The 19472-nt window shown below is 66.9% G+C and carries 17 protein-coding genes; 4 read left to right on the forward strand and 13 right to left on the reverse strand.

Going from position 1 to position 19472, the window contains the following annotated elements; genetic code table 11:
* The first annotated feature begins 64 nt into the window (after positions 1 to 64).
* Both qcrA and qcrB read left to right on the forward strand, forming a co-directional pair.
* Entirely contained in the window at positions 65 to 1144 is a 1080-nt protein-coding gene (gene qcrA / locus ABD134_RS04725) for a cytochrome bc1 complex Rieske iron-sulfur subunit (protein WP_378108346.1), read from the forward strand.
* A 5-nt stretch (positions 1145 to 1149) separates the two neighbouring features.
* Positions 1150 to 2838, forward strand: a complete 1689-nt coding sequence (gene qcrB / locus ABD134_RS04730; protein WP_344227128.1) for a cytochrome bc1 complex cytochrome b subunit — start codon at positions 1150 to 1152, stop codon at positions 2836 to 2838.
* A gap of 905 nt (positions 2839 to 3743) precedes the next feature.
* Here qcrB and ABD134_RS04735 read toward each other — a convergent pair.
* The 5 genes from ABD134_RS04735 to ABD134_RS04755 form a co-directional block, all read right to left on the reverse strand.
* A complete protein-coding gene (locus ABD134_RS04735) occupies positions 3744 to 4145 on the reverse strand; it encodes a cytochrome c oxidase subunit 4 (protein WP_344227130.1) in 402 nt (133 codons plus the stop codon).
* Positions 4142 to 5851 (reverse strand): aa3-type cytochrome oxidase subunit I, encoded by a 1710-nt coding sequence (gene ctaD / locus ABD134_RS04740; protein ID WP_344227132.1) that lies wholly within the window; start codon positions 5849 to 5851, stop codon positions 4142 to 4144. The genes ABD134_RS04735 and ctaD overlap by 4 nt, the downstream gene beginning before the upstream one ends.
* Complete coding sequence (gene ctaC / locus ABD134_RS04745) at positions 5851 to 6801, reverse strand: aa3-type cytochrome oxidase subunit II (protein ID WP_465251318.1); 951 nt, start codon at positions 6799 to 6801, stop codon at positions 5851 to 5853. The genes ctaD and ctaC overlap by 1 nt, the downstream gene beginning before the upstream one ends.
* A 227-nt stretch (positions 6802 to 7028) precedes the next feature.
* A complete protein-coding gene (locus ABD134_RS04750) occupies positions 7029 to 7421 on the reverse strand; it encodes a HesB/IscA family protein (RefSeq protein ID WP_344227134.1) in 393 nt (130 codons plus the stop codon).
* A gap of 154 nt (positions 7422 to 7575) precedes the next feature.
* On the reverse strand, positions 7576 to 9003 hold the full coding sequence (locus ABD134_RS04755) for a dipeptidase (protein ID WP_344227136.1): 1428 nt from the start codon (positions 9001 to 9003) through the stop codon (positions 7576 to 7578).
* Positions 9004 to 9078: 75 nt separating this feature from the next.
* Between ABD134_RS04755 and ABD134_RS04760 the strand changes: the two genes are divergently transcribed.
* Entirely contained in the window at positions 9079 to 9672 is a 594-nt protein-coding gene (locus tag ABD134_RS04760) for a DUF3043 domain-containing protein (protein ID WP_344227138.1), read from the forward strand.
* 20 nt (positions 9673 to 9692) lie between these two features.
* On the opposite strand, the gene ABD134_RS04765 is transcribed toward ABD134_RS04760, so the two are convergent.
* Positions 9693 to 10772 carry a quinone-dependent dihydroorotate dehydrogenase gene (locus ABD134_RS04765; protein WP_344227140.1) on the reverse strand — a complete coding sequence of 360 codons (1080 nt, stop codon included), beginning with the start codon at positions 10770 to 10772 and terminating at the stop codon, positions 9693 to 9695.
* 65 nt (positions 10773 to 10837) lie between these two features.
* On the opposite strand from ABD134_RS04765, the gene ABD134_RS04770 reads away from it, so the two are divergent.
* Positions 10838 to 11953 carry an alpha/beta hydrolase gene (locus ABD134_RS04770; protein ID WP_344227142.1) on the forward strand — a complete coding sequence of 372 codons (1116 nt, stop codon included), beginning with the start codon at positions 10838 to 10840 and terminating at the stop codon, positions 11951 to 11953.
* Here ABD134_RS04770 and ABD134_RS04775 read toward each other — a convergent pair.
* The 7 genes from ABD134_RS04775 to ABD134_RS04805 form a co-directional block, all read right to left on the reverse strand.
* Positions 11935 to 12741 carry an isoprenyl transferase gene (locus ABD134_RS04775; protein WP_344227144.1) on the reverse strand — a complete coding sequence of 269 codons (807 nt, stop codon included), beginning with the start codon at positions 12739 to 12741 and terminating at the stop codon, positions 11935 to 11937. The two genes, ABD134_RS04770 and ABD134_RS04775, sit on opposite strands and share 19 nt — an antisense overlap.
* A gap of 17 nt (positions 12742 to 12758) precedes the next feature.
* Positions 12759 to 13571, reverse strand: coding sequence for a DNA repair protein RecO (recO, locus tag ABD134_RS04780; RefSeq protein WP_344227146.1), 813 nt, complete (start codon positions 13569 to 13571; stop codon positions 12759 to 12761).
* Positions 13571 to 15367 (reverse strand): 2-isopropylmalate synthase, encoded by a 1797-nt coding sequence (leuA, locus tag ABD134_RS04785; RefSeq protein ID WP_344227148.1) that lies wholly within the window; start codon positions 15365 to 15367, stop codon positions 13571 to 13573. The genes recO and leuA overlap by 1 nt, the downstream gene beginning before the upstream one ends.
* A gap of 270 nt (positions 15368 to 15637) precedes the next feature.
* The gene (gene era, locus ABD134_RS04790) at positions 15638 to 16603 is read right to left on the reverse strand and encodes a GTPase Era (RefSeq protein WP_344227150.1); all 966 of its coding nucleotides are present in this window, start codon (positions 16601 to 16603) and stop codon (positions 15638 to 15640) included.
* On the reverse strand, positions 16600 to 17973 hold the full coding sequence (locus ABD134_RS04795; RefSeq protein ID WP_344227152.1) for a hemolysin family protein: 1374 nt from the start codon (positions 17971 to 17973) through the stop codon (positions 16600 to 16602). The genes era and ABD134_RS04795 overlap by 4 nt, the downstream gene beginning before the upstream one ends.
* Positions 17973 to 18446, reverse strand: coding sequence for an rRNA maturation RNase YbeY (gene ybeY / locus ABD134_RS04800; RefSeq protein WP_344227154.1), 474 nt, complete (start codon positions 18444 to 18446; stop codon positions 17973 to 17975). Before ybeY ends, ABD134_RS04795 begins: the two co-directional genes overlap by 1 nt.
* Positions 18436 to 19464: a PhoH family protein gene (locus ABD134_RS04805; RefSeq protein ID WP_378108459.1), complete on the reverse strand. Its 1029-nt coding sequence runs from the start codon at positions 19462 to 19464 to the stop codon at positions 18436 to 18438. Before ABD134_RS04805 ends, ybeY begins: the two co-directional genes overlap by 11 nt.
* Positions 19465 to 19472: the final 8 nt, after the last annotated feature.

Genomic DNA, 19472 nt, shown 5'->3' on the forward strand with positions numbered 1-19472 from the left:
ACGGCGCCGTGGGGGCGCCAGCCGCACACAACGTCACCATCACTCAAGTAAAGGATTCAGATCTATGTCTGACCAAAGCCACGGAGGCCCGGACCACACGGGCGCCGTTGAGCATGCCGGTGTGGAGGAGTCGGGCAAGTACGCCATCGACAACCCCGGCCTCCCGCCGCACCGGCCGCGTCTGGCGGACGAGGACCCGAAGGCCGCCAAGCGAGCCGAGCGCCAGGTCGCGTTCCTCTTCGGACTCTCCATCGTGGGAACGCTCCTGTTCTTCGTGGGCTACTTCGTGGTCGGTCAGATCGGACCGGACACGCCGATCACCACCGTGCGTCTCCAGAACCTGCTCCTCGGCCTCGGCACCGCCTTCGCCATGCTGGGCATCGGCGTGGGCATCGTCCACTGGGCCAAGACCCTGATGCCGGATCACGAGACCACCGAGCTGCGTCACGAGGTCCGCACCGAGGCTGACCGCCAGGTGGCCGTCGGCATGATCGAGGACATCATCGACGAGACCCAGGTGAAGCGCCGCCCCCTGCTGCGCAACACTCTGATCGGCGCCGGCATCCTCGCCGTCCTGCCCGCGATCGCGATATTCAGAGACTTGGACGACACGGACAACCGGAGCGATCTGGCTGCCGAGAACTTCGGGCCGGAGCGCCTGCGTCACACCATGTGGGCCACAGATGTCCGCCTCGTGCGCGACCCCACCGGTACACCGATCAAGGCCTCCGACGTCACCATGGGCTCCGCCTTCCACGTGATCCCCGAGGGCCTCAACGAGCTTCCCCCGCACGAGATGCTCAACCAGAAGGCCAAGGCCGTGGTGCTGCTCATGCGACTCAATCCCGAGTCCATGCAGGTCTCCCCGGAACGCGAGGACTGGAATGTCGACGGCATCGTGGCCTACTCCAAGGTCTGCACGCACGTCGGGTGCCCCGTCGCGCTGTACGAACAGCACACGCACCACCTGCTGTGCCCCTGCCACCAGTCGACATTCGACCTGACGCAGGAGTGCAAGGTGATCTTCGGCCCGGCCGGCCACGCACTGCCGCAGCTGCCGATCAGAGTAAATGAAGAGGGCTTCCTAGTCGCCCAAAGCGACTTCCATGAGCCCGTTGGACCGGCCTACTGGGAGCGTGGCTGATACTCATGAACACCTCTACCACCACCGAGTACCAGGCTTCGACCCCCACGGGGAAGATCGCGAACTTCATGGACACCCGTGCCGGGTTGTCCCCGATAGTGAAGGAGTTCGGCCGGAAGATCTTCCCGGACCACTGGTCCTTCATGTTCGGTGAAGTCGCCCTTTACACCTTCGTCATCCTGTTGATGTCGGGAACCTTCCTGACGTTCTTCTTCGACCCGTCGATGGCGCACACCACGTACGAGGGCTCCTACAAGCCTCTCTACGGCGTGGAGATGTCCGTGGCCTACGCCTCGTCCCTCGACATCTCCTTCGACATCCGTGGCGGCCTGTTCATGCGCCAGGTGCACCACTGGGCGGCCCTGCTGTTCGTGGCCGCCATGTCAGTGCACATGCTCCGCGTGTTCTTCACCGGTGCCTTCCGGCGTCCCCGCGAATTGAATTGGCTCGTCGGGTGCGTGCTGCTCATCCTCGGTATGGCCGCCGGTTTCACCGGCTACTCACTCCCCGATGATGTGCTGTCCGGCAACGGCCTGCGTATCATCGACGGCGTGGTGAAGGCCATCCCGTTGATCGGTACCTACATCTCGTTCTTCCTCTTCGGTGGCGAGTTCCCGGGCGACGACATCATCGGGCGCCTCTACATCCTGCACGTGCTCGTGGTTCCGGCCCTGATCCTGCTGTTGATCGTGATGCACCTGTTCATGGTCGTCGTGCACAAGCACACCCAGTACCCCGGTCCCGGACGCACGGAGAACAATGTGGTTGGCTACCCGGTCGGCCCGGTATACGCGGCCAAGGCCGGCGGCTTCTTCTTCATCGTGTTCGGCGTCGTGGCCTTGCTCGCCTCCATGTTCACCATCAACGCGATCTGGCACTACGGTCCGTACGATCCCTCCCCCGTCCAGGCAGGCACCCAGCCGGACTGGTACATCGGCTTCGTCGATGGTGCCCTGCGCCTGATGCCCGGCTGGCTGGGTGACTTCTCCTTCGAGTGGGTTATTCCCTTCCCGTGGGGCACCAATACCCTCGCGCTCGGCGTTCTGCTGCCGGCCCTGGTTCCTGCCGGCATACTCTTCGCCGTCATGTTCGGGTGGCCCTGGATCGAGCGTTGGGTCACCAAGGACAACCGTGAGCACCACATCCTGGACCGCCCGCGCAACGCCCCGACCCGCACCGGTGTCGGTGTGGCCGGCGTCGTCTGGTACTGCGTCATGTGGGCTGCGGCCTCCTCGGACCTGATCGCCACGCACTTCTCGGTCTCGCTGAACGACGTGGCGTACTGGCTCCGCGCACTGTTCGTGGTGGGTCCGTTCATCGGCTTCATCATCACGAAGCGGGTGTGCCTCGCCCTGCAGCGCAAGGACCGTGAGATCGCGCTGCATGGTCGCGAGGCCGGTGTCATCGAGATGACACCGGAGGGCGAGTTCCGTGAGCGCCATGAGCGCCTGGACGACTACCGGCTCTACAAGCTCGTCAGCTTTGAGAACAAGAAGCCCATTCCGGCTCAGCCGGGCCGGGACGGCAAGATCAAGGCCACAGAGAAGCAGCGGGCCAAGTTCCACCGCTGGTTCTACGAGGAGCGCGTCGAGCCTGTGACCCGGGAGGAGTTGGCTGTGGCCAAGACCCACGATCACTCAGACGTTCCGAGCGCCGTGGAGGGCCAGGACATCCCGTCCTCCATCGGTCGCTGATCGAGAGCATCCGCACAGCAGAAGGGCCCCACCACGGTGGGGCCCTTCTGCTGTGCGGACTGTCCCTCCGTGTCAGGGCGACGGCGCGTCCCAGCCGCAGTTGCCTGGGTGATGCCCGTGCATGAGTCGCTCGCCACCACATCGGTTGTTCACCTGGACTGGTCCCGGCCAAACCCACTGATCAAGGGCTGCTTGCGGTACCTTGTGAGATCGTGGACGCGCGCTGAAGGGACTTGCCTGCATGCCGGTACGGGCGTCTGTGGTGGCTGTCGTGGTGAATCCAGTCCTGACCAGTGACGGCTCGGGCGGCGCTGGACTCCTAGATGGTCGGAACGATCGCCCACCGGCAGCCCGGTGGCCCGGTCCAGATGCGCCAGCAACGGCAACCCGTACCGGGCCTGCACCCTTCCGGCCGCCGAGCGGGGCACACCACCCCAGTGCTGGCCGAACCGGTGCGGGCCCCACCGTCGGTGCTGCAGTGCGACGAGGCGCCGCTCCAGCCGCAGCGAAAGACGCCGAGGTGAGCGTTCCGGACGGCTCGATCGATCGATCCAAGGTGCACCGGCACGGCGGCGACGAGCCCATGTGTATGCCATGGCCGCGAGATGTAGAAGCGTTCTGCGGCCCAGGGCACGGATTAACCGTCCTTGACGACCTCCGTGGTCAGGATGGTGAGTGTGATACCCACACCCTGTCCGACGGTCTTCGCCTACCTCAGCAGTTACAACGTATCGGGTCCCCACCCCTCCGGTGCTTGCTGGCGCGGCTCAGGGGCATCTATGGCGTCGTGGACGCTGTTTTTTCTGGCCACGCCGATCCCGGGGGACGATAGAACGGCGGAGGCCGGGAGACCCGCAAGGGATTTCCCGGCCTCCGCCGCTGCTACTCCTGGCATTCACGCGGTATCAGTGCGCGTGGTCGCCCTTCGAATACTCGAAGACCCAACCGACCAGGAAGAAGATACCCGCGCCGACGCCGATGAAGGCGATCCACGCATCGATGGCGAGACCGAGCACGAATGCGGCACACGCCAGGCCGAGGCCCAGCGGCCACCAGCTCCACGGAGCGAAGCTGCCGTAGGTGCCGGAGTACTGCGAGATCTCACCGTGCTCATCGTCGTCCGGCCCCTGGCCGAACTTACGCTCGGTGAGCCAGAGGAAGACGGCGACCATCAGGGAGAGTCCGGCCACGGCGTAGAGCGCGGGAATTCCGGCCCACTCGGTCCACCGGACCCAGAAGCCGTAGACCGTGGCCACGACGATCAGGAAGACTCCGAGGAGCGTGAACAGCTTGACATTGGTTCTCACTTGGCAGCCGCCTTTTCTCCGAAGACCTCGGGCTCATGCTGCGGAGACGTCGGCAACAGTTCGGGGTGGTGCAGGTCCAGCGCCGGACGCTCCGAACGAATCCGCGGCAAGGAGTGGAAGTTGTGGCGCGGCGGCGGGCAGGACGTCGCCCACTCCAAGGAGCCACCGAAGCCCCAGGGATCGTCCACGGTGATCTTCTTGGCCTTGCGCGCCGTGATGTAGACGTTCCAGAAGAACGGGATCAGCGAGGCGCCCAGGACGAAGGAGAAGATCGTGGAGAACTGGTTCATCAGGGTGAAGCCGTCCTCGACCATGTAGTCGGCGTAGCGGCGCGGCATACCCATGACACCCAGCCAATGCTGGATCAGGAAGGTTCCGTGGAAGCCGATGAACAGCATCCAGAACTGGATCTTGCCCAGACGCTCATTGAGCATCTTGCCGGTGAACTTGGGCCACCAGAAGAAGAAGCCCGCGAACATGGCGAACACCACGGTGCCGAAGACGACATAGTGGAAGTGAGCCACCACGAAGTAGGTGTCAGAGACGTGGAAGTCCAACGGCGGCGAGGCCAGGATGATTCCGGTCAGGCCACCGAAGAGGAAGGTGATCATGAAGCCGAGGCTCCAGAGCATCGGGTTCTCGAAGGTGATCGACCCCCGCCACATGGTGCCGATCCAGTTGACGAACTTCACACCCGTAGGGACGGCGATCAGCATGGTCATCAGCGAGAAGAACGGCAGCAGCACGGAGCCGGTGACGTACATGTGGTGTGCCCACACGGTCACGGACAGGGCGGCGATCGAAACGGTGGCAAAGACCAGTGTCTTGTAGCCGAAGATCGGCTTGCGACTGAAGACGGGGATGATCTCGGAGACGATGCCGAAGAACGGCAACGCGATGATGTAGACCTCGGGGTGCCCGAAGAACCAGAAGAGGTGTTGCCACAGGATGGCGCCGCCATTCTCCGGATCGAAGATGTGACCACCGAAACGACGGTCCATGCCCAGTGCACCTAGTGCCGAAGCAAGAGGGGGGAACGCCATGATCACGAGAATGGCGGTAATCAGGGTGTTCCAGGTGAAGATCGGCATGCGCCACATGGTCATGCCCGGGGCGCGCATGGTCAGGATGGTGGTGATGAAGTTGACGCCACCGAGGATGGTGCCGAAGCCCTGCAGGAACAGTCCGAAGACCCAGAGGTCACCGCCCACACCCGGTGAATACGTGGTGTTGGACAACGGCGCATAGGCGAACCAACCGAAGGACGCGGCGCCCTGCGGCGTCAGGAAGCCAGCCACGGCGATGGTCGACCCGAACAGAAAGAACCAGAACGAGAGGGCGTTCAGGCGCGGGAACGACACATCGGGTGCACCAATCTGCAGCGGCATGATGACGTTGGCGAAGCCGATGAACAGTGGGGTGGCGAACATCAGCAACATGATCGTGCCGTGCATGGTGAACAGCTGGTTGTACTGTTCCTTGGTCTGCAGCAACTGCATGCCCGGTTCGAAGAGCTCGGCGCGGATCAACAGCGCCATGACGCCACCGATGCAGAAGAATATGAACGAGGTGATCAGGTACATGTACCCGATGGTCTTGTGGTCGGTACTGGTGATCCAGTTGACGATGATCTTGCCCTTGGACTCGGGCACCACCCGCGGCTGAGCCGCAGCGGCGTCATCCGTGGCGTATTCGTAAGTGGTCATCAGTTCTCTCCCTCGCCCGTCGAGTCTTCGCCGCCGGTCGGGCCGCCGGCATCCTCGCGGGTGGTTCCGTCACCCTGGCGGGGCACTTCTTGGTTCCGGGCGCCGTCCGGGTGCTCATTCGGGTTGCGGTTGTACTCGTCGCCCACATGGCCGTCTTCCATCTGGGACAGCTGTGAGGTGAACTCCTGCTCGGAGACGACCTCGACGTTGAAGAGCATCTCGGAGTGGTACTCACCGCAGAGCTCCGCGCACTTGCCCTGGAAGGTGCCCTCTTCAGTCGGAGTCAGGTACATGTAGTTCGTCTTGCCCGGGACCATGTCCAGCTTGCGCAGGAAGGCGGGAACCCAGAATGAGTGGATGACGTCACGCGACTTCAACTCGAATTCGACGGGAACATCGACCGGCAGGTACAGCGTCGGCAGGGTCTCTTCGACACCCTCGGTGCCATCGAGTTGCGCCTGGACGCCCTGGTAGTGCTTCTCCTCGCCGTCGTAGCTGTAGTTGAAGTCCCAGGCCCACTGCTTGCCGTAGGCCTCGACGGTCAGCGGGGAGTCCTCCACGGGGGTGTCGACCTCACGCTGAACGCGGTCGGTGAAGCCCCACAGGGTCAGTACCGTGATGATCGGCACGACGGTGAACAACGTCTCCATCGGGACGTTGTACGCCATCTGACGGGGGTATCCCCGGTCATGCTTCCGCCGACGGTAGGCGACCATGCACCACAGGATCATTCCCCACGTTGCGACGCCGACTATCAATGCGGCGATCCAGGAGTTGACCCACAAGTCGGTCAACTGGGCGGACTGGTTGGTGGTCTCTCGGGTTCCGGGCAGGAATCCTCGTTGAACCTGCTCCGAACAACCGGACAGGACCATGGCTGCCATGACGGCAAGCGCTCCCCCCTTCAGGAGACGCCTACCACGGCTGCCGGCTTGATTCTGCGATCTCACAGACGGCCCTTCCTCTTCAATCTCGAGTGCGAATGCCTCCTGTGACCGCACTCCATCCGGACAATGTCAGTGTCAGAGCTGGAGCGGGCAAGCCACAGGGGGACCCCTAGGTTTACTACCTACTGTAGAGCTTACCGCCCTGGTCGTCTGCCCTATGACACGCAAAAACGTCGGGCATCCGTGCCAATCCCTGGCTCGGACGCCCGACGTCGCGTGGTCCTGAGGACCTAGTGGAAGGAATCACCGCAGGCACAGGAGCCGCCGGCGTTCGGATTGTCGATGGTGAAGCCCTGCTTCGAGATGGTGTCCTCGAAATCGATCGAGGCGCCGCTGAGGTAGGGGACGCTCATCTTGTCCACGATGACCTCGACGCCGTCGAAGTCTCGCAATGTGTCGCCGTCCAACACACGCTCATCGAAGTAGAGCTGGTAGATCAGTCCGGAGCAACCGCCCGGCTGCACGGCGACGCGCAGACGAAGATCGGTGCGCCCCTCCTGCTCCAGCAGGGTGCGCACCTTGGCGGCGGCCACATCACTCAACTGGACCTCGTGGGCGTCCAGGCCTTCTGCCGGCTGGGCAGTCGGGATCTCGGTCTCGGTGGATTCTGCGGAAACGCTCATGCTCGCTCCTTCGTCTGCGTGCGTGCTCCCCCGGCTCGGCAACGAGCCGATCGGTGGGGCGGCCCGGAGGCCACTCTCCCCGGTCCCAACACCCGGTCCGGACGGTTCATTCCCGACGACCGGATCGAGACCTTCGGTATCTGCCGAGTCTAGGTCAGTGGCCGACGGCGGCCAACAGCAGGGCCTCCGCCAGTACGGCGTGTCGGAAGTCGCCCAGATGCAGGGACTCATTGGCCGAATGAGCCCGGGAATCCGGGTCCTCGACGCCGGTGATCAGCAGGGTCGCCTCCGGGAACATCTCCACGAGGTCGGCCGTGAACGGGATGGACCCGCCCATGCCCGCCTCGACCGGCTCGGACCCGAAGGCCTCTCGGAGGGCCGCCATCATCGTCCGGGCGGCAGGAGCGGAGGTGTCCGTGGCGAAGGGCTGTCCGGACTCCCCGGGTTCGAAGACGACTTCCGCGCCCAACAGTGCCGTGGACCGGACCGACTCCACGTGAGCACGCACTGCGGACATCGCCGTGACCGGATCCATCCCGGGACCCAGGCGCAGGCTGAACTTCGCGCGCGCCTCGGGCTGCAGGGTGTTGGACGCGACGTCCAGCCGGGTCACGTCCGTGCCGATAATGCTCAGGGCCGGCTTGTTCCACAGGCGGTCGGCCAAGGATCCCGTGCCGGCCAGCCGCACGGAGTCCAGCAGGGAGGAGTCGGCGCGGTAGTCCGCCTCCGGGTACTCGATCGACGAGTGGTGCTGTTGCTCGAGGCCGGCGATGGCCACATTCCCCTCCTCGTCATGCAGGGTCGCTATCAGGCGCGCCAGCAGGGTCGGAGCGTCGAGCACCGGGCCACCGAACATGCCGGAGTGGACGGCGTGGTCCAGGACCCGGACGCCGATGGTGCCATCCACGAGGCCCCTCAATGAGGTGGTCAACGCCGGGACGCCGACCCTCCAGTTGGCGGAGTCGGCCACCACGATGACATCGGCGGCCAGCTTCTCCCGGTGTCGCTCGAGGAAGGTCCGGAAGGTCGGAGAGCCGGCCTCCTCCTCCCCTTCGATGAAGAAGGTGACGCCCACGCCCGAGTCGGCGCCGGCGTCGAGCATGGCCTGCAGGGCGGCAAGGTGCACCATGATCCCGGCCTTGTCATCAGCCGCCCCGCGGCCAAAGAGCCGGCCGTCCTTCTCGACGGCGGTGAACGGCTCAGTCTCCCAGAGCGCCAGCTCCCCCACCGGCTGGACATCGTGGTGCGCGTAGAGCAGCACTGTCGGCTTCCCCGGCTGGGCCGGTCGGCGCGCGACGACGGCCGGTCCCCCCGGGCGTTCCGTGCCGTCCGACTCCATCAGAGTCTCCGTCAGGATCTCCACGTCCTCCAGCCCCAGCGACCGGATGAGTGCGGCGACGGCCTGGGCCGAGCGCTCGAGCGGGGCGCGGTCGAAGGAGTCCCAGGCGATACCGGGGATGGCCACGAGCTCCTTGAGCGTGGCCACCGTCTGCGGCAGCCGCTCCTCCACGGCAGCGGTGATCCGCGCGATGGTCTCGGGATCGAGGGGCAGGGCGGGCGGTGTCTGGGGCGTCTCAGGCATAAGGTCCAGCCTAGCGAGATGACAGCGGTCACAGCATTGACTCCGCGAGGCTTCGGTTCCGCCTAGAATGGATGGGTGTTTGGACGCAAGAAGACCGAGACCCCCGCCCCTGAGTCGGCGCCCGTGATCGAGACCCCCGAGCAGACGGCCGCGCGCCATCAGGCGAAGAAGGGACCGACGCCGACGCGCGCGGAGCGGGAGGCCGCCCGCCGCCGTCCGCTGGTGCCGGAGGATCGCAAGGCGGCCCGCAAGGCCGCTCGCGATGCGGAGATGGTCGAGCGCCAGAAGATGCGCGTGGCCATGGAGACCGGCGATGACCGGAACATGCCGCTGCGCGACCGCGGCCCGCAGAAGCGCTACGCGCGTGATTGGGTGGACGCCCGCACCGGCGTGGGCGAATGGCTCATGGTGATCGTGCTGGTATACGTCTTCCTGGCGTTCCTGCCCCAGTCCGACCTGCAGATCTGGCTGACCTTCTCCCTCTGGGCCATCGTGCTGCTGGTGGTGCTGGAGGGCGTCCTCATCTCCTTCCAGTTGAAGAAACGTCTGGCGGAGAAGTTCGGGGAGGTCGAGCGCGGCGTGCGCTGGTACGGCGTCATGCGGGCCATGCAGCTTCGCAAGCTGCGTCTGCCCAAGCCGCAGACCAAGCGCGGTCACTTCCCCGACTGATCCACGCCGGCTGGCCGCGACTACCGCGCCAGCTCGCGGTTGATCCGGGCCGCCCAGAACGGTCCCTCGTAGAGGAACGCGGTGTAACCCTGCACCAGGTCCGCCCCCAGCTCGAGCCGCTCACGGACGTCCGCACCGGTGGTGACCCCACCCACGGAGATCAGGGCCACCGATTCCGGCAGCGCGCCGCGCAGCCTGGACAGCACCTCAAGAGACCGTTCCTTCAGCGGCGCCCCCGACAGGCCCCCGGCCCCCATGGTCTCGATTTCCGCGGCGGGCGTCGCCAGACCGTCCCGGGCAATGGTCGTGTTCGTGGCGATGATTCCGTCCAAGCCCAGATCCACGGCCATCGCTGCCACGGAGTCCACGTCCTCGTCGGCCAGGTCCGGGGCGATCTTCACGGCCAGCGGCACGTGACGGCCCGTGGTCCGGTTTGCCTCTTGGCGCACTGCGACCAGCAGCGGTGCCAGCGCCTCGATGTCCTGCAACTGACGAAGTCCGGGTGTGTTGGGTGAGGACACGTTGACCACGAGATAGTCGGCGTGGACGGCCAGGGCGGACGTGGAGGCCAGGTAGTCCTGTGTCGCGTCCTCGAGGGCCACCGTCTTCGTCTTGCCGATGTTCACTCCAAGCACCGGCCGACGCCGGCCGAAACGCCGGGTCAGCGTCTGTCGGGTGGCCTTCAGCCGCGGAGCCACCGCGCGGGCGCCGTCGTTGTTGAAACCCATCCGATTGATCAGCGCCCTGTCCTCGACCAGACGGAACAGCCGCGGAGCGGGGTTGCCCGGCTGTGCCTCACCGGTGATGGTGCCGACTTCGATGTGTCCGAAGCCGAGGTCTGCCAGGGCCGCCGTGCCCAGGCCTTGCTTGTCGAAGCCTGCCGCGAGCCCGAACGGCGAGGGGAAGTCCAGGCCCATCACCCGGGTTGTCAGTGCCTGCGCCGGCCGCGTGGCCCGGCGCAGAGCCACCGAGGCCCCGGTGGACTCCGCAGCACGGATCATCGAGAAGCCCATGTGATGCGCCTTCTCGGCGTCCATGCCCTTGAAGAACGTGTTGAAGAAGGCGGGATAAAGGCGGGTTTCGCGCGGCAGACCAGTCATGCACTTATGGAACCACGATTCCGGTGCTGGTCCGGCCCACGTTTCGGCTCTAGCATGGCGTTCATATGAGCGCCACCGACCAGCCCGCCGGGGACACCCCCTACTCCCCTTCCACGGAGGCCACGCTCCTGGCGGATTCCCCGCCCGGGGTCTGGGTTCCGGATCTGCTGGAGGGCTTCGAGCGCCTGACGATCCCCCTCGAGGTGGACGAGGAGGGACCCAACGCGGCGACCTTGGTCCGGACGGCTCGCACACCTTCCCGCGCCCCGGTCCGCGCGACGGCGGATGACCCCCAGTTCGAGACGGGCGACTCCCTTGGCGACGCCGACGCGATCGGTGCCCGGCCGGCGTCGCGCATTCCGGTGTTGTACGTCCACGGCTGGTCTGACTACTTCTACAACGCGCCGCTCGCCGGCCACTTCGAGGAGCATGGCTACGCGTTCTACGCGCTGGACCTGCGCAAGTATGGTCGCTCATTGCGGCCGGGGCAGACGCCGGGGTGGGCGGACAACCTCGAGGTGTACGACGACGAGATCGGCCAGGCCCTGCGGGTCATCGGCCGCGAACACCCGCAGACCCCCGTGCTGATGGGCCATTCCACCGGCGGGCTCATCCTCTCCCTGTGGTCGTCACGGCATCCAGGCCGGGCCCGGGCACTCGTGCTGAACAGCCCATGGCTGGAGATGCAGGGCTCAGCGTTGGTCCGCCACATGGCCGCGGCCGTCCTGGACCCGGTGGTGCGGCTGCAGCCGAAGAACTTCCTCAAGCTGCCCCGGGTCGACCACTACTGGCGCACGGTGTCCTCCGCCGCTGACGGTGATTGGGACCTGCACCCGTTGTGGCGTCCGCAGTACGCCTTCGAGGTGCCCGGCGGCTGGCTCAAGGCGGTGATGACAGGCCATGCCGCCGTCGCCGACGGGCTCGCCTTGGCGGAGCCCGTCTACGTGATGCTCTCGGACCGCACGGTCTTCGCAGCGGGGTGGCGGCAGGACATGACGGCCGCGGACATCGTCCTGGACGTGGAGATCCTGGCCCAGCGCGCCACCCGGCTCGGCCGGCACGTCACGGTCGTCCGGCACGCCGGTGCCCTGCATGACGTGATGGCCTCCCCCCAGTCCATCCGGCGTGACGCCGCCCGCGAGATGTTCCGCTGGCTGGGGGCCTACGCCGGTCCTGCCTGATCCACCGCTCCCCCATACCGGCGGTCGCGGCGGGCATAGACCTCGACGGCGTCCCACAGGGTCGTGCGGTCCACGTCCGGCCACAGCGTGTCCAGGAAGACGAGTTCGGCGTACGCCGACTGCCAGAGCAGGAAGTTGGACAGCCGCTGCTCACCGGAGGTGCGCAGGAACAGATCCACGTCCGGAACGTCGGGCTCGTCCAGGTGCCGGGCGATCGTCTCCTCGCGGATCCCGGAGGACGTCAGCCGGCCCGCCTCCACCTCGCGGGCGACGGCCTTGACGGCATCGGTGATCTCGGCGCGGGACCCATAGTTCACGCACATGGTCAGGTTGCAGCGGGTATTGCCGAGGGTCTGCTCCTCCGCGGCCTCCAGCTCCTTGATCACTGAGGTCCACAACCGGGGCCGGCGGCCGTTCCAGCGGATCCGCACGCCCCACGAATCGAGGGTGTCCCGCTGGCGGCGCAGCACGTCCCGGGAGAAGCCCATGAGGAAGCGGACCTCGTCCGGAGACCGCTTCCAGTTCTCGGTGGAGAACGCGTAGACGGAGACGTGCTCGATGCCCAGCTGCACGGCACCGGCCATGACGTCCAGCAGTGCGGCCTCCCCGGCCCGGTGGCCCTCGGTGCGGGGCAGGCCGCGCTGATTGGCCCACCGCCCGTTGCCGTCCATGACGATGGCCACGTGGCGGGGGATGAACCGCGGATCCATCTGCGGCGGCCGGGCCCCCGACGGGTGCGGATACGGTTCGGCAAGGGCAGGCCGGCGGGCAGAGGGGCGGGAGGGCATGTGCTCGGTCCTCGGGTTCAGGGGTTCTGGTCCATGACGGACAGGGACTTCAGGTGTCGTTCCAGGTGGAACTGGAGGTACCCGGACACGATACCGGCCGCCTCCCGGCGCGCCGGCTCCGGTGCGGCGTCGGCGACCTCCCAGCGGCCTGACTGCAGGGCCGCGAGCAGTTCCACGGTGGCCGGGGCCGGCGTGGCCGAGCCGGGCGGGCGGCAATCGTCGCAGACGCTGCCGCCGAGGGTGACGTTGACCGAGCGGTGGGGACCGGGGGCTCCGCATCTGGAGCAGGTGGTGAAGCTGGCGGCCCAGCCGGCGGTGGCCAGGGACCTCAGCAGGTAGGAGTACAACAACAGCCTCGGGGCATGGGTGCCGCGGGCCAGGGCCGCCAGTGCCCCGTGGAGCAGCCGGTACTGGCTGGGGCCCTCCACCCCGCCACCGTCCTCGCGCACCTCCGCGATATCGCTCACGGTCAGTCGCTCGGCGGTCTCGACCATGGCGGAGGCGGCGGAGTAGGCGTCATAGTCCTGGGCGATCCACTGGCCGTAGGGGGTGACGGACTCGGCCTGGGTGATGATGTCCAGGTTCCGACCGTGCACGAGTTGCAGCCGGGAGAGCATGAAGGGTTCCAGGGTGGCGCCGAACTTGGATGTCGTCCGGCGGACCCCCTTGGCCACGGCCCGGATCTGGCCGTGACCGGGGGTCAGCACCACGATGATGCGATCGGCCTCACCGAGTTTGTAGGTGCGCAGGACCAGGGCGTGTGTGCGATAGCTGTTCGCCGCATAGCCTGCGCCTCCCCGCCCCGTCGAGCGTCCACCCGAACCGGACACTAGGCCCTGGCGTCCATCCCGGCCCCCGGACCGGTCACGGCCTGAGCGAGTTCCGCATCGTCCCGGAGGGCACGGTTGACGGCGGAGACGACCGCCTTCAGCGAGGCCATGGTCGTGTTGTAGTCCAGGCCGGCACCCCAGAGCACCCGATCCCCCACCGCGCACTCGACGTAGGCGGCGGCCATCGCCGATCCGCCCTCGGACAGCGCGTGCTCGGAGTAGTCCAGTACCCGGATGTCCAGGCCATCGTCGGCGAAAATCTTCACCAGGGCGGCGATCGGGCCGTTGGCGGTGACGGTGCGTTCTCGCTTCTCGCCGTCCACCTCTGCCTCGGCGGTCATGGTGAAGCTGCCGTCCTCCTCCGTCGTCGAGCTGACGAGGCCCAGGCGGTAGCGGCCCCAGCGGGACGTGTGGTCAGCGTCAGACTCGGCCGGCAGGTACTCGTCCTGGAAGACCTGCCACAGCTGGTCACCGGTGACCTCCCCGCCCTGGGCGTCAGCCATGTTCTGGATGACGTGCGAGAATTCGATCTGGGCGCGGCGGGGCAGGTCGAGGTTGTGCTCGCTCTTGAGCAGGTAGGCCACGCCGCCCTTACCGGACTGGGAGTTCACCCGGATGACGGCCTCGTAGGAACGGCCGATGTCCTGCGGGTCGATCGGCAGGTAGGGGACCCCCCAGGGGATGCCGTCCCGGTCGGTGCCGGCCTCCGCGGCATCCGCGTCCATGAACTCGAAGCCCTTCTTGATGGCGTCCTGATGGGAGCCGGAGAAGGCGGTGAAGACGAGGTCTCCCCCGTAGGGCACGCGCTCGGCCACCTGGAGCTGGTTGCAGTACTCCACGGTGCGGCGGATCTCATCCATGTTGGAGAAGTCGATCATCGGGTCGATCCCCTGGCTGTACAGGTTCATGCCCAGGGTCACCAGGTCCACGTTGCCCGTGCGCTCCCCGTTGCCGAACAGGCAGCCCTCGATGCGGTCCGCTCCGGCCATGTAGCCCAGCTCGGCAGCGGCCACGCCCGTGCCGCGGTCATTGTGGGGGTGCAGCGAGAGGATGATGCCGCTGCGGTTCTCCAGGTTGCGGTGCATCCATTCGATGGAGTCCGCGTAGACGTTCGGGGTGGCCATCTCCACGGTCGCGGGCAGGTTCAGGATCATCTGGCGGTCCGTGGAGGCCTCGAGGATCTCACCGACCGCGTTGGAGATGCGGGCGGCGAACTCCAGCTCGGTACCCGTGAAGGACTCCGGCGAGTACTCGTACACGATCTCCGTGCCCGTCATCTGCTCCTCGTACTTCCGGCACAGGCGGGCGCCGGTGGTGGCGATGTCCACGATCCCGTCCATGTCCTCGCGGAACACGACTCGCCGCTGGAGTACCGAGGTGGAGTTGTACAGGTGCACGATCGCCCGGTGGCAGCCTTCGAGCGCCTGGTAGGTGCGCTCGATGAGGTGCTCACGGGACTGGGTGAGCACCTGGATGGTGACGTCCTCGGGGATGCGGTCCTCGGTGATCAGCTGACGGACGAAATCGAAGTCCGTCTGTGAGGCGGAGGGGAAGCCGACCTCGATCTCCTTGTAGCCCATGGAGACGAGCAGTTCGAACATCCGCATCTTGCGGTCCGGGCCCATGGGATCGATGAGGGCCTGGTTGCCGTCCCGCAGGTCCACCGCACACCACCGGGGTGCCTGGGTGATGACCTGGTCCGGCCATGTGCGGTCCGGCAGATGGACCTCGATCTGGTCCTGGAAGGGGGTGTACTTCTGGAACTTCATCCCGGAGGACTTCTGGAAGTTGCGCATGGGGCTGGACGCCTGCCTTTCATGAAACCCGGTGCGTGCACCGGAGGGGTCTGGCTGCTGGAAGGACCGTGGAGCTACCTCCGCAACGGGGTTCCGGCCCGGCCAGGGTGCGATGCCCCCAGTGCGTCAGAGCGTGGCGGGCGCCACGACCGACGGCTCAGCCCCGTTGCGGCGGCGTAGTAGCAGCCCTTCAACGGCGTCCGGGGTGATCCCGGCGAGGTCCAGTCGGTCGAACATGATTTCAGCCTAGCACCGCCGGAACCGACGGGATCAAAAACCGAGCCGGCCCAGCTGCTTGGGATCCCGCTGCCATTCCTTGGCCACCTTCACCCGGAGGTCCAGGTACACGGCAGTCCCGAGGAGTTTCTCGATGGAGCCCCGCGCCTGGGAGCCGATGGCCTTGAGTCGGGAGCCCCCCTTGCCGATGATGATGGCCTTCTGGCTGTCCCGCTCCACGAAGACGTTGGCGTGGATGTCCAGCAGCGGACGGTCGGCAGGCCGTCCCTCGCGTGGGTTCATCTCATCGACCACCACTGCCACCGAGTGCGGCAGCTCGTCCCGCACACCCTCCAGGGCCGCCTCCCGAATGAGCTCGGCCACCATCGTCAGCTCGGGCTCGTCCGTGAGCTCGCCGTCCGGATAGAGCGGCGGGGACAGCGGCAGCCTTTCGGCCAGGACCTTCGCCACGTCCTCCACCTGGTGGCCCTGGACGGCGGAGACGGGCACGACGGCGGCGAAACCGGCCCCCTGGTTCTCCGGCCCGAGCACCTCGTCGCCGAGGGCGGCGACGGCGAGCAGCTGGGCCGCGATCGCGTCCGGCTTCACCTTGTCCGTCTTGGTCACCAGGGCGATCACGGGCTTGCGGTTGAGCAGGGCCAGCTGGCTGGCGATGTAGCGGTCGCCGGGCCCGATCTTCTCGTCAGCGGGGATGCAGAATCCGACCGCGTCCACCTCGCCGAGGGTCTGGGTGACGAGGTCATTGAGCCGCTGACCCAGCAACGTCCGGGGACGGTGCAGCCCGGGGGTGTCCACGAGGACCAGCTGGAAGGCGTCACGGTGCACGATCCCGCGGATGGTGTGCCGGGTGGTCTGCGGCTTGGAGGAGGTGATGGCCACCTTCTCCCCCACCAGGGCGTTGGTCAAAGTGGACTTGCCGGCGTTGGGCCGGCCCACCAGGGAGACGAAACCGGCGCGGAAGTCCTCCGGGGCGTTGCTGGGGTCGAACAGGGTCGTCATGGGGTCTCCCGGGAGGCTGGGGTGGATGCCGAGGCGGCGTTGCGATCGGTCAGGCGGGCTGGCAGCAGGTCGGTGCCAGGCCGGCGTCGGGTGTGGCCACCGTCCCGCGGAGACTCCCTCACCACCAGGCGCGCGACGCGGTTGCGCCGGCCCTGCAGGGATTCGGCCGTCAGCTCGATGCCCTGGACGGCCACATGCGAGCCCTGGATGGGGACGCGGCCCAGCGTCTTGGCGAGCAGGCCGCCGACGGTGTCCACGTCCTCCTCGTCGTCCAGGTCCATGCCGAACAGCTCAGCGAAGTCGTCAATGCCCATGCGGGCGTCCACGCTGAACGAGCCGTCTTCGAGGGGTTCGATCTCGGGACGGTCCTGGCGGTCGTACTCGTCCGAGATCTCGCCGACGATCTCCTCGATGAGGTCCTCGAGCGTCACGAGGCCGGCGGTGCCGCCGTACTCATCCACCACGACCGCGATGTGGGTGGATTCGCGCTGGAGCTCCTGCAACAGCACGGACACCGGCTTCGACTCGGGGACGAAGCGCACGTCCCGGGCCACAGCGTCCACGGGGCTGGCCGGATCCGCCGCGCCATCCCCCAGGCCGCGATGCAGCGCGCGGGCCACGTCCTTGAGGTAGACCATGCCGAAGACCTCGTCCGCGTTGTCCCCGATGAGCGGGATGCGGGAGCAGCCGGAGCGCAGGAACAGGTTCATCGCGTCCTCCAGGGTGGTCCCGGTCTCCACGGTGACGACATCGGTGCGCGGCACCATCACGGCGCGCACCAGGGTGTCACCCATATCGAACACGGAGCGGATGAGCTCGGCCTCGGCATCCTCCAGGACATCGGCGTCGTTGGCCCGGGCGACGAACTCACGGAAGTGGCGCTCCTCGATCTCGGCGGCCTCCTCCTCCTCGTCCTCCGACCTGGGGCCGGGTGCCGCCACGCGGGCCGGCAGCGAGCCGAGCAGGGCGGTGAGGAAGCGGACGAGGCCTGCGGTGCGCTGGGCGGCGGCGACATCGTGCTTGGTCCCCACCTGGCGCGGCGAGAGCACGGTCAGCAACAGGGCGACCAGTCCCATCAGCAGGAGGGACAACAGCGCGGTGATCCAGATGGTCCCCGTGAGGGAGTGGATGAACAGGGTGCCGGCCACCGCGGCGGTGGTCTCGGCGAACAGCCGCCAGAACCGCAGGGCGTGCAGGTGCTCCGGCAGCCGGGCCATGACCGTGAGGATCGGGCTGCGGGGGCGGCGCATCGCGATCCCCTCGGCCTCCTTGCGGGACAGGTAGCCCAACGACGCTTCGGCGACACCGAGGATCCAGGACAGGAACAGAAACGCGGCCAGCAGGACCGCCAGGACGAGCGAGGTGAGCATCAGGCTTCGGTGGGATCTGGAGCCGGGCGGCCGAGGAAGTCGCCGAGCAGCTGGCGCTGGAGAGCGAACATCTCGTCCTTCTCCTCGGGCTCCTCATGGTCGAAGCCGAGCAGGTGGAGCAATCCGTGGACCAGCAGCAGCAGGACCTCGTCCGCGGCGGAGTGCCCGCCGCGGGCAGCCTGGACGGCGGCGACCTGCGGGCAGATGACCACGTCGCCCAGCAGTCCCTCCGGGCTCGGGTCCTCGGCCGTGCCCGGGCGGAGCTCGTCCATGGGGAAGCTCATGACATCCGTGGCGTCCGGCAGGTCCATCCACTCCAGGTGGAGCTGTTCCATGGCGGCCTCGTCCACGCACACCACGGAGAGCTCGGCCCCCGGATGCACGTGCAGCGCTTCCAGGACGGAACGGGACAGCGCGAGCAGGGACTCCTCGTCGACCTCAGCACCGGACTCGTTGACGATCTCAATGGCCATCGGTGCGCCCCCCAGCGTTCTCGTAGGCGTCCACGATCCTACTCACGAGGCGGTGGCGGACCACGTCGGCGGACTGCAGCCGGATGACGGCGATGTCCTCCACTCCCTCCAGGATGGAGACGGACTGGGTCAGGCCCGAGTTGGTCCCCCGCGGGAGGTCGACCTGGCTGGTGTCGCCGGTGACGACCATGTGAGAGCCGAAGCCGAGACGGGTCAGGAACATCTTCATCTGCTCGACCGTGGTGTTCTGAGCCTCGTCGAGGATGATGAACGCATCATTGAGCGTGCGCCCGCGCATGTAGGCCAGGGGCGCCACCTCGATCGTCCCGTCCGCCATGAGCCGCGGGATGGACTCGGGCTCGACCATGTCATGCAGCGCATCGTAGAGCGGCCGCAGGTACGGATCGATCTTCTCGCTCAGGGAGCCCGGCAGGTACCCCAACCGCTCCCCCGCCTCGACCGCCGGCCGGGTGAGGATGATCCGGTTGACCTCCTTGGCCTGCAACGCCTGGACCGCCTTGGCCATGGCCAGGTAGGTCTTGCCGGTGCCGGCGGGACCGAGTCCGAAGGTGATGGTGTTCTGGTCGATGCTCTCCACATAATGCTGCTGGTTCGCCGTCTTGGGCCGGATTTTGCGCCCCCGGCTGGAGAGGATCGAGGCGGAGAGCAGTCCGGAGGCGTGGGCACCGGAACCACCCCGCACCAGGCTGGACACTTGTTCGATGACCTCGGGGGTGATCGATGTGCCGCGCCGGGCTAGGCCGTGCAGGTCCTCGATCACTTGGCGTGCCTGCTGCACGTCCGGCGCGGGGCCCTCCACGTCCAGGTCCTCACCGCGTACGGACACGGTCAGATCCGGATAGAGGCCGTCGAGGATTCGCAGCAACAGGTCTTGCGGCCCGAAGGTCCGCACCATGGTCTCCGCGGAGGCGAAGGTGATGGTGATGTGGTCACGTTCCGTGGAAAGACTCAAGGGAGGTGCTTCAGCTCCTGGCTGGTGGGACAAGGGGTGGGACAGGTGGACTA

The organism is Citricoccus alkalitolerans, assembly GCF_039528175.1.
GTDB classification, from domain to species: Bacteria; Actinomycetota; Actinomycetes; order Actinomycetales; family Micrococcaceae; genus Citricoccus; species Citricoccus alkalitolerans.

What these genes read in the sequence shown, in the direction of transcription:
- qcrA (WP_378108346.1), top strand. Translation starts at nt 65, where the DNA reads ATGTCTGACCAAAGCCACGGAGGCCCGGACCACACGGGCGCCGTTGAG.
- qcrB (WP_344227128.1), top strand. Translation starts at nt 1,150, where the DNA reads ATGAACACCTCTACCACCACCGAGTACCAGGCTTCGACCCCCACGGGG.
- ctaD (WP_344227132.1), bottom strand. Translation starts at nt 5,851, where the DNA reads ATGACCACTTACGAATACGCCACGGATGACGCCGCTGCGGCTCAGCCG.
- ABD134_RS04750 (WP_344227134.1), bottom strand. Translation starts at nt 7,421, where the DNA reads ATGAGCGTTTCCGCAGAATCCACCGAGACCGAGATCCCGACTGCCCAG.
- ABD134_RS04755 (WP_344227136.1), bottom strand. Translation starts at nt 9,003, where the DNA reads ATGCCTGAGACGCCCCAGACACCGCCCGCCCTGCCCCTCGATCCCGAG.
- ABD134_RS04765 (WP_344227140.1), bottom strand. Translation starts at nt 10,772, where the DNA reads ATGACTGGTCTGCCGCGCGAAACCCGCCTTTATCCCGCCTTCTTCAAC.
- ABD134_RS04770 (WP_344227142.1), top strand. Translation starts at nt 10,838, where the DNA reads ATGAGCGCCACCGACCAGCCCGCCGGGGACACCCCCTACTCCCCTTCC.
- ABD134_RS04775 (WP_344227144.1), bottom strand. Translation starts at nt 12,741, where the DNA reads ATGCCCTCCCGCCCCTCTGCCCGCCGGCCTGCCCTTGCCGAACCGTAT.
- leuA (WP_344227148.1), bottom strand. Translation starts at nt 15,367, where the DNA reads ATGCGCAACTTCCAGAAGTCCTCCGGGATGAAGTTCCAGAAGTACACC.
- era (WP_344227150.1), bottom strand. Translation starts at nt 16,603, where the DNA reads ATGACGACCCTGTTCGACCCCAGCAACGCCCCGGAGGACTTCCGCGCC.
- ABD134_RS04795 (WP_344227152.1), bottom strand. Translation starts at nt 17,973, where the DNA reads ATGCTCACCTCGCTCGTCCTGGCGGTCCTGCTGGCCGCGTTTCTGTTC.
- ybeY (WP_344227154.1), bottom strand. Translation starts at nt 18,446, where the DNA reads ATGGCCATTGAGATCGTCAACGAGTCCGGTGCTGAGGTCGACGAGGAG.